The organism is Priestia flexa NBRC 15715 (assembly GCF_001591565.1).
Taxonomy (GTDB): domain Bacteria; phylum Bacillota; class Bacilli; order Bacillales; family Bacillaceae_H; genus Priestia; species Priestia flexa.
Map to the genome: position 1 here is coordinate 1 of NZ_BCVD01000173.1, position 5,859 is coordinate 5,859.

The 5,859-nt window shown below is 36.4% G+C and carries 7 protein-coding genes; all 7 read left to right on the top strand.

Features of this window, described 5'->3' with window-relative positions; translation table 11 throughout:
• Positions 1 to 193: 193 nt before the first annotated feature.
• The 7 genes from BFL01S_RS18620 (at position 194) to BFL01S_RS21330 (ending at position 5,828) form a co-directional block, all read left to right on the top strand.
• Positions 194 to 541, top strand: a complete 348-nt coding sequence (locus BFL01S_RS18620) for a hypothetical protein (protein ID WP_061786611.1) — start codon at positions 194 to 196, stop codon at positions 539 to 541.
• 17 nt (positions 542 to 558) lie between these two features.
• A complete protein-coding gene (locus tag BFL01S_RS18625) occupies positions 559 to 759 on the top strand; it encodes a hypothetical protein (RefSeq protein WP_025910826.1) in 201 nt (66 codons plus the stop codon).
• 1 nt (position 760) lies between these two features.
• Positions 761 to 2,290, top strand: a complete 1,530-nt coding sequence (locus BFL01S_RS18630) for a glycosyltransferase family 2 protein (RefSeq protein ID WP_025910827.1) — start codon at positions 761 to 763, stop codon at positions 2,288 to 2,290.
• Complete coding sequence (locus tag BFL01S_RS18635) at positions 2,277 to 3,506, top strand: nucleotide sugar dehydrogenase (protein WP_174521201.1); 1,230 nt, start codon at positions 2,277 to 2,279, stop codon at positions 3,504 to 3,506. Before BFL01S_RS18630 ends, BFL01S_RS18635 begins: the two co-directional genes overlap by 14 nt.
• A gap of 15 nt (positions 3,507 to 3,521) precedes the next feature.
• Entirely contained in the window at positions 3,522 to 4,949 is a 1,428-nt protein-coding gene (locus tag BFL01S_RS18640; protein WP_061786613.1) for a glycosyltransferase family 2 protein, read from the top strand.
• 139 nt (positions 4,950 to 5,088) lie between these two features.
• Positions 5,089 to 5,481, top strand: coding sequence for a DoxX family protein (locus BFL01S_RS18645; protein WP_025910831.1), 393 nt, complete (start codon positions 5,089 to 5,091; stop codon positions 5,479 to 5,481).
• Positions 5,482 to 5,699: 218 nt separating this feature from the next.
• Positions 5,700 to 5,828: a hypothetical protein gene (locus tag BFL01S_RS21330; RefSeq protein WP_257788897.1), complete on the top strand. Its 129-nt coding sequence runs from the start codon at positions 5,700 to 5,702 to the stop codon at positions 5,826 to 5,828.
• The last annotated feature ends 31 nt before the right edge of the window (positions 5,829 to 5,859 follow it).

A 5,859-nucleotide genomic window follows, 5' to 3' on the forward strand; every position in this document is an offset into this window, starting at 1 on the left:
TTTTGTTTTGAAAAAAGTTAAATCATTGTGCACTCTTTCTTTGTAAGAATGCGAGACAAGCGCATATTTATCAAAAAATGCGAAAAAAGTTCTATCACTTCCTCCTGACAGCTTGTATATATTGGTAAAGTAATCGTTTGAGTGTTCTAGTAAAATTCAAATGATTCCATGACTAACAAGGAGGAAAAAAAAGATGTGGTGTTATAGCTATTACCGTCTCAAAAAGAAAATTAAGAGATTGTTATTTTCAAGAAGGTTTGGTACTTTCATTGAAAATAATACAAAAAAAGCAGTAGAAGAGGTTATTTATTCTCAGCGATTTCGAGACTACTTTATTCAGCTTGTAAGAGAAGCGGATGTTTCGCCTTTTAAAGAAATTGCGCTTCAATATTTACATGAAGAGATTGTCGTTTCAACAGTTGCGGGTCCTTTGCAAGGTACGGTTGCTGAAGTAGGCGATGATTATTTAAGGCTAACTGAAAGTGCCACTTCCAGCATTTTGTTACCATTTACCAGCATCATTACAATTCAAAAAGTTTAAAGAGAGGAGAGGAAAAGATGTTTCAAGACGCATTAAGAGAAAGCATTGGTTCATTTGTGCAAATCATTACCCCAATTGATATTATTAGCGGTACATTAATTGCAGTATTTGAAGCTTCAATTGTTGTTCGTACATCAAGCTCATATGGAGAGCCTACTGATGTCACAATACCTTTTGCATCTGTCACATACATTCGTATTATTAGTGGAGATGAATAAAATGAACGTATCCGTTATCATTCCAGCATGTAATGAAGAAGAGTCATTGCAAAGTGTGATTCAGGCAATAAAAAAGATAGCACCTTTTGAAATCATTGTTGTTGTAAATGGGGCCACTGATAATACAGCTTTAATTGCAAAACAAGAAGGGTGTAAAGTGTTAACGTACGAAGAGAAGCTTGGGATTAACATTGGTCGAGCAATTGGAGCAAAAAAAGCAAAGGGGGATATCCTTGTATTTCTAGACGGAGATATCGTTGTACCCTTTGAAGAACTAAACCAGTATGTGCAAGCAATTAAAGATGGCCATGACCTTGCATTGAATGACTTGGAATGGACAATGAAGCGAAAAATTCGTCCTCACGTAGTGGCTGTCTCAAAATATATGCTTAATTTAAGCTTAAAAAGACCAGATTTAACAGTTCAAGCAGTTACCGCAATTCCACATGCTATAAAGCGCTCAGCAGCTGAAGAAATCGGCTTTGAGAATTTAGCGCATCCCCCATTAATGCAGACACTTGCTATTTTAAAAGGAATGTCTGTTGTATATCCTTGTTCCACAGATGTTATTTATACCAACCGTATTCGTAATACCCACAAGACGCTTGTTCCTAATTCTCCGTTTCCCTTTTCAACCGAATCAATTTTAGCTGATCATTTAAAAGCTTTTTCTCACTTAATTCATCAGAAAGGAGTAAGGGGAGGACTTACGGATGGAAATCGTAACCGTACGATTGTATCAGAATATACACCCACTCTCCTGAAAAAAGAGAGATGTAAAACAAGTGCGATTATTCCAGTTGGAGAAGAAAGAGAAACGATTCATCTTGTTATTCAAGAAGTGCAAAAAGCAGGTGTTGAAGAAATTATTGTGGTAGCAAATGGGTCAGATGAAATAACGATTTCAAGAGCACGTGAAGCAGGCGCAACGGTACTTGTGTATCCAAATAGGCTTGGACATAATGTTCCAAGAGCAATTGGAGCAATGTATAGTTCAGGTGATATTTGCTTGTTTATTGACGGTGATATCGTTATTTCTGCTGAAAATCTTCAACATTTCATCCGTGCAGCTGAAAATGGAGTTGATGTTGCGCTCAATAATTTGGAGTGTTTATTAGATCAAGTCCATCCTCTACATTCTGTTAGTGCTGCAAAGTATTTTTTAAATGCTATTAGTAAGCGTCCAGATTTAACCATTAACACAACAACTGCAATTCCTCACGCAATAAAAAGAGAAGTAATAGAGAAAATCGGGTACGAATCGCTCATCATTCCTCCTTTATTTCATTTGAAAAGTTTGTTAGCAGGTTTTACGGTTAAGGCGATTCATTTTGTAGACGTAGCGCGCACCAATCGCATTCGAAAAGAGCACTTAAAGACAACAGGATTGCCTCAATCAACGGAAAGGATTTTAGGAGATCATATTGAAGCAATTGCTTATCTACTCAATCAAACAACGGAAAGAGGTCTCTTTTTAAAAGATACAAGAAGACATGACATTTTGTCTGAGGTGATGCGTGATGAAAACTAAAAAAGTAGCAGTATTAGGACTTGGATACGTGGGATTACCCTTAGCATTATTGGTTGCTAAAAAAGGTTTTGATGTGATAGGTCTTGATGTTGATCGTAGCAAAGTGAACCTACTTCATCAAGGGAAAAGCTATATTCCAGATGTATCAAATGAGGAGATTAAAAGAGAAAAGAAATTTAAAGCTCAATGTTTACAAGACGGAATTGAAGAGTTTAAACAGTGTGAATATGTAATTGTGACGGTTCCAACACCAATTAACGATCAGCACGAACCAGACTTAACAGCAATGATTAAGGCTTCAGAGTTTTTGCAAAAGGAAATGGTTGCCGGACAAACAGTAATCTATGAGAGTTCAACTTATCCAGGTACGTTAGAAGAAATTGTTTTACCAATTCTTTTAAAATCAAAGCTACAAGTAGGAAGCGACTTTTATCTCGCTTATTCTCCTGAAAGAGTAGACCCAGCAAATACGCACTATCACATTGAGCAAATCCCTAAAGTGATTAGTGGATATACGGAAAGCTGCTTACAAAAAATTAGCGAATTTTATGGTAGCATCTTTCAAAAAGTAGTTCCTGTTTCGTCACCAAACGTGGCTGAAATGTGTAAACTATTTGAAAATATTCAACGGTTAGTTAATATTTCTCTTGTGAACGAAACAAATGTATTATGTGAACAGCTGAACATTGACTTTTATGAAGTACTTGAAGCAGCAGCAACGAAACCATTTGGATTTACTCCTTATTATCCCGGACCTGGAATTGGTGGGCACTGTATTCCTGTTGACCCACTTTACTTTGTATGGAAGCTCAAACAGGCTGGTTTAAAAAGTGAACTCATTCAAGCAGCTCATGAAATAAATGAACAAATGACTGAACATGTTGTGACACTCGTTGAAAAGCAGCTTGATAAGAATGAGAAAAATGTTTTGGTCATTGGCATCGCGTATAAACGGGATGTAAACGATGTACGGGAGTCACCAGCATTGCCTATATGCAACCAGCTAATTACAAGAGGGTATAATCTATCATATCATGATCCATATATCGACACTTTTACGCTAAATGGTTGCAACATTAAGTCTGTAGAGCTTACTAAACAAGCGGTGCAAACAGCCAATGTAGTCTTAATCTTAACCGACCATCAAAACATTGATTGGTCACTTGTGAAAACTGCCGCGAAAATAGTGGATACAAGGGGAGTATTAAGGCGTTAAAAAGGAGGGCGTAATGTGAAGAAGCTTTCAATCATTCTAATTGTTCAAAATGATGAAGCGACAATCAGGCAAGTCATTCGCAGTACTCGCTGTTTAAATCCTCATGAAGTGATTGTCTTAGCCAAGCAGTCAATGGATGGATCGGTTTTAATTGCAAAAGAAGAAGGCTGTATTGTGAAAATAGAGAATGGTGAAGAAACAGCACATGAATTGCGAATGAAAATAACTCGCATGTGTAAGGGAGACGCCTTTTTATATTTAGACAGCGATTATATAATCTCAGAGAAACAAGTAAAACAATTTGTTCAACCACTTTTATTTAGTCATTGTGATGTGGTTTTAAACAAATGGGATGAAGCATTTCAGCATGATTTTGGAAGGTTTGAAGTCATGTGGAGCAGGGTTCTACATGATATGTGTAATAAACCTCATTATACCAATGCTTATCTTTCTCCTCCATATGCATTTACTAAGGAAGTATATAGTCAATTATCCTCTGCTGCTTGTACAAATCCTCTCGCTTTATTTGTTGAACTACAAACGAACTCCTTCCGAACAAGCCATCACCTTTCCATTACAACTTTTGGAGAAGGGAAGTTTGCTCCTGGTGCTTTTGAAAACAAACGAGCTGAATATAAAGAAAGATATAAGGAGCTCTTGGACAATTATATAGCTAAAACAGAAGCTGTTTCAAAAGCTATGAACAGAACGGATGCTTATCAGCCGTATGAAAACATTAGCAAAGGGTTGGGAAAACTTTCCTCTTTTTATAAAGGAAAGCAGCTATCAGTTGTCATACCAGTAAAAAATGAAGCGAAAACGCTACAAGAAGTGATCAAAGAGGTTCGGAAGCTTGAGCCTCTTGAAGTTATAGTTATTGTGAACGGCTCTACGGATGAGTCAGAACAAATTGCCAAAAATATGGGAGCGAAAACAATTGTTTATAAGAATGCGTTAGGGCATGATGTAGGTCGAACGATAGGTGCCGAGGTTGCAAAGGGAGACATTATTTTATTTGTAGATGGAGATTTTAGTATTAAGGCTTATGATTTATACCCCTTTGCAAGAGCAATAGCAGATGGCTTAGATGTAGCTTTAAATAAAAGTGAAGATGAAAAAAGCTTATCTCATAGTGTGCAGGCTTGGAAATTTCTATTAAATGAAATGAACGACAGAGGAGATTTATGGATGAGCTCGCTAACTGCAGTTCCGCATGCGATTAGCAAACAAGCGATAAATAAGATTGGTGCTCACATTCTCTCTAGTCCTCCTATGGCGATGTTGAAGTGCTTTCAAAATCAATTAAGCATAGCTTCTGTTCATGACGTTAACGTAAATAAACAGAATCGTTTTCGATTTCATGAGTATCTTCCAACAAATGTAATTAACTCAACGGCAGAGCTTATTATTAAAGAGTATATGAGAGCTTTTTATTTAAGTTGATAGCAAAAATAAACCTACTTACTAATAAAATGTAAGTGGTTTATTTTTTGTTACATAATTATAATATAAAAATAACTTGTAATTATATATATATTGCTACTAAAATAGTGATAGAGGATACATAAAAGGAGGAACTAACATGAAGAGTTATACAATTGGTACATTCTTTATACGTGTTGTATTAGGGTTAACATTTTTTATTCATGGCCTAAGTAAATTTCAAGGCGGAATTGACGGAACTGTAGGTTTTTTTGAAAGCATTGGTATCCCTGGTTTCATGGCTTATGTAGTAGCAATTATAGAACTAATTGGTGGAGTTGCTGTTATTGTTGGACTAGGCACACGAATTGTTGCAGCATTGTTTGTTTTTGTTATGCTAGGAGCTATTTTTACAGCAAAACTGGGAGCGCCATTTGTGGGAGGATATGAGTTAGATATTGCACTTCTAGCTATGTCTTTACATCTTGTCTTTGCAGGAAGTGGAGCATTATCTTTGGATCAGCTCTTGAGGAAAGATGAAAGCTACTTGTAAAAGAAGGGGCGCAGTTCAAGGGTGTGCTTCTTTACTATAAGAAAACGTTAATCGTTTTCAATTTAACATGGTAATATTTTTATCACTAAATGGTATTGAAAATTCGTGAAAAAAGAGTAGAATGTAGGAATATCCTTTTTAAAAAAGGGTATAGAGAAAAGCAGGCGCTTAACCGGGATGAACAGCGTATATTTCAAAGTAGAAAAGGAGATGTTCATATGCCAATCATTCTAAAAGATGTTGTAGTGGGGTTTTTCTCAATGGCCGCTGCAGGTCTATTCGCTTTTCAAGGAATCGAAGTTGTGTCAGCAGTTGTAGACCTAGTACAATCTTGGAAACAAAACTAACATTCAATTATAAGAGAAAGAGACTGAGACA